This window comes from Acinetobacter sp. YH16052, from assembly GCF_013417155.1.
Lineage (GTDB): Bacteria > Pseudomonadota > Gammaproteobacteria > Pseudomonadales > Moraxellaceae > Acinetobacter.
The window spans coordinates 1-3731 of record NZ_VPEO01000072.1; the positions used below are offsets into that span (position 1 = coordinate 1).

Annotated in this window: 4 protein-coding genes and 1 pseudogene; 3 read left to right on the forward strand and 2 right to left on the reverse strand. The window is 45.6% G+C overall.

Annotation, left to right across the window (positions count from 1 at the left end):
* On the forward strand, positions 1-797 hold a 797-nt coding region (locus FTV42_RS15800; protein WP_180039175.1), incomplete at its 5' end, for a GTPase family protein.
* Between the two features lie 188 nt (positions 798-985).
* Here the strand turns inward: FTV42_RS15800 and FTV42_RS15805 are convergent.
* A pseudogene (locus FTV42_RS15805) lies at positions 986-1159 on the reverse strand (mobilization protein); the annotation flags it as partial.
* A gap of 175 nt (positions 1160-1334) precedes the next feature.
* Between FTV42_RS15805 and FTV42_RS15810 the strand changes: the two are divergent.
* A complete protein-coding gene (locus FTV42_RS15810) occupies positions 1335-1733 on the forward strand; it encodes a hypothetical protein (RefSeq protein ID WP_001560793.1) in 399 nt (132 codons plus the stop codon).
* Between the two features lie 193 nt (positions 1734-1926).
* On the opposite strand, the gene FTV42_RS15815 is transcribed toward FTV42_RS15810, so the two are convergent.
* Entirely contained in the window at positions 1927-2862 is a 936-nt protein-coding gene (locus tag FTV42_RS15815) for a replication initiation protein (RefSeq protein WP_031612480.1), read from the reverse strand.
* Between the two features lie 657 nt (positions 2863-3519).
* Here FTV42_RS15815 and FTV42_RS15820 point away from each other — a divergent pair.
* Positions 3520-3731 (forward strand): GTPase (locus tag FTV42_RS15820; protein ID WP_180039176.1); only part of this gene is annotated, 212 nt, incomplete at its 3' end.

A 3731-nucleotide genomic window follows, 5' to 3' on the forward strand; every position in this document is an offset into this window, starting at 1 on the left:
ACACGCCACGAGTCGGTATTTTTGGATCAACTGGCGTAGGTAAATCATCATTATGCAATGCATTATTTGGTCGTGATGTAGCCCCAGTCAGTAACGTCGCTGCTTGCACAAGAGAGATTCAAGAAATTCATATCAAGCCAGAAGATGGAAATGAGGGAGGACTTACGATAATAGACTTTCCTGGTGTTGGTGAAACCTTGGAAAGAGACAAAGAATATTATAATCTATACAAAGAGAATGTTGCAAAGTTAGACCTAGTTGTATGGGTAATAAAGTCTGATGAAAGGGCTTACGCAATTTCTCAAAAGGTATATAACGATATATTGCTACCTAATATAAAAAAATGTCCTGTTGTATTTTTCATAAACCAAATAGATAAAATAGAACCAACAGAAGACGATGAAGGTGAACTTCTTTGGGATAAAAAGAAAAACGAGCCGACAAAAGAGCAGTTAGCTAGTGTAAATGAGAAAATACTAGAAGTAAGTACTGCCTTTTCTGTTCCTGCTTCATACATTATACCTACATCAGTCAAAAGAAAGTTTAATATTTCTAAAGCAATGGAGACAATAATAGACATCCTCCCAAAGGAGAAAAAATATGCTCTCTATCGCGAAGCAGGAGAAGAAATAAAAACAGAAAAAATGGCAGAAAGCGCAGAAAAGGGCGTATGGGACACCATTAAAGAATGGACAGGTGAAGCCTGGGATAACGTAAAGGATGTAGTTGTTGAAGTAGTAGCTGCAACTGTTGTTGCTGCAGGTAAGAAAATACTATCAAAACTTAAATTCTGGTAATTCATTAAGATTCAGGATGATTACTATCCTGAATCTTAGTTATCAACGTTTCTTTTTCCAAGATCGGTTTTATCCGATGTGAACAGCGAACAATTCAAACACCTCACAGAGCGCGTCAGTTTTTCCGGCTCTTACCCGTGACAGTTTTCTCCGCCAGTTTATCTTCCAGTGTCACAACTTTCTGATACAGCCGCCTGCCAGAAATGGGAAGGATTATCCCTGGCCCATTCCGGCATGTTTCCGTGCTCCGTGTATTCCAGATCTTTCCGTTTCGCATACTCCCCTTTGCGCTCGATGTAATCGGCGTGGTTTGCAGCCTGTCCCTTGCCTCCAAATTTAACGCTGAGGTGATAGGTTGCCACGGTTTCAGCCCTCCGCAGGAGCGCACTGTTTCTCGACGAAGGAGAGAAACATATAAGTGCGCTTCCTTCTAATTTCACGAATTAGAAGGAAGATACCCCCCTGCACCCACCGACCGCAAGCGATATACTGCACGACCACAACACACCGCAAAAAACACCAGGGAGCACCACGAACATGCGCATCAGCAACATCGAATGGCTGAAGAAACGGATCGGATTCATCAGGAAGCTCGGAGAACAGACCGCACGACAGAGACAGATTATTGACCTGCTCGACAACGAAGCAGGACTCACAGAACAGGAACGCAAACTCCTCCACGTACTGGCAACAGCGGAAAAAAACGACTTACAGGCACAGGAGAGCGAACGAAAACAGGCGGTCCAAAAACGAATCGAGGGAAAAAAACAACGACGAGAACGCAATCACCGGCTCTTTCTCGCGGCTGGGCTACTGATCGAAGCAGGACTGGTAGACACAAAAACAGGCGAGCTATGCTATAAAAAAGACAGGATATTACAGGCACTTAAGGAACTTAAGTACGATCTGGAGACATCCCCAAACCCAGACGCGTAAGTGCCTCCATCCGTGTTCCGATTCCCTGGTGCTTCCTCGCTCATTCGCTCGCTACGCTCGGTCATGAGACTGCGGCGAGCACTACCAGCGCAATCATGCGGAAAACAGCACCATTGCTGGGCTGAAAGGAGAAAACCGCCGGAAAGCCCTCAGCTCAAAAAGACGCCGAAAAGGCGCTGTTATCTGATATAGGCTATTTGTGCATTGCCCAATTACGGATCGTATTACGATGTACATTCAGCATCGCCGCAATAGCTTTCTGAGAATATCCATTCTCCAGCATACATAGCGCCATGAAACGCTTGTCATCGTAGGCTTCGCCTTTAGCGATACCACCTTTCCGGCCTCTCTTGGCCTGTATTTCTGGGGTGTGCGTATCAGCCACATACTGTGCGAAAGTTTCCGGCGTGAAGTTCCTGTGCGTGTATTTCGCAATGCTCTTGCCAATAGCCCGACATTCAGGCGGAGAAAGCGGAACGGGAAGCGATGCGTTGTACATTTCGACACGCTGAATCACGGCATCAAGCCACTGTGAGAATGCTGGCCAGCCCTGACGAATCGCCCTGTAAGCCCATTTGCGCGTCATTTCGAACAGATGGCAGTTTCGCCCCATCCCGTAATGTTTATCGATGCTACGGCGCGCTGAGGCGCTCAAATCGAGATAATCAGCCAGTTCATCGAGGGTATAGGCCTCCTCGCGCCACTCCATCACCTGCCATTCCAGGTGGAACGGATTTTTGCAAATCAGTCCGCTGTAGTTCACATCTGCACAAAGTTTCTCACACAGCGAACGTTCAATCGCAGCGGCGTATTTCAGCGCCTTAACCGAGCTGTCCGGCGCGGTTCTCACGGCGATATTGAGTGCGTAGAGCAGGTGAGCATGACCGTTCACAGGATTTTTTACGGTGATGTTCGGCGCGGGAGCGTTCCGGTCGCTCCAGTCAATCGCAGCTCCTACACGGTCAACGTCAAAAACCAGCCAGAACTGCGCATGAGGCTGGTTCTGCTGGATGTACCGCGCAAGAAGCGCACGCCCTTTGCCGGAGATGCGAAGACCAAAAGCGAGATCATCCGTGTGATAGGGACGGTGGGGTAAATTTTCTTCGAAGTATTGAAGCGCGGCGCTCATGTGTTACGATTCCTTCCAGGTTATCGACCGACATCGCCCCTGTATTTTCGTGAAAGTCTTGGCGGATAGACACGAATTTCAGGGGCGTTTGTTTTTCAGTCGCTTACACTACCCCCAACAACAAAACCTGTCGAGCCTTCCCGCAAAAACGATCCATTTACCATAACTCCTGTTGTACGAACCCCTTAAAACGCTCTCAATCGCTTTCTGACGCAAAAAACGCAAAAATACAAGGAAACACCAGGGCAACCCCGAAAAATGCGTCAGAATTATTTTTATGGGGCTGCATAACTATGCACAAAAGTGATTCGCGAACAGTTTCAACCGTTCAGAAGGGCGAATGGGTCAAAACAGCAAATTTTCTCATCCATATCCTTGCATAGATGGATAAAACAGTTCGATATCAGCATCAGACACAATAATTGCCATAGTTCATCCCACCCTCTCTCCAAAGCAACATGACTAAAAAACAGTCTTGGGATAGTTTGTTTTCTGAGCTCCATGTACCCCACCTTTTTAGGAAATCGCTTAAAAGGTTTAGTCTCACAACAACCTGAACACAGCTCTAGATAACATTTATCGAATACAATAAAATACCACTTATAAAATAGGTGGTTTATTTATAAGTAATATTTCTTGACAATATAGGTTCTTAAAATGGAATATATTGATAAATCGACACTAAACAGCAAAGAAAAAATTAGACAAGCAATCGAAAAGAAAATAAGGGAAATAAAAGGTTACACGCCACGAGTCGGTATTTTTGGATCAACTGGCGTAGGTAAATCATCATTATGCAATGCATTATTTGGTCGTGATGTAGCCCCAGTCAGTAACGTCGCTGCTTGCACAAGAGAGATTCAAGAAAT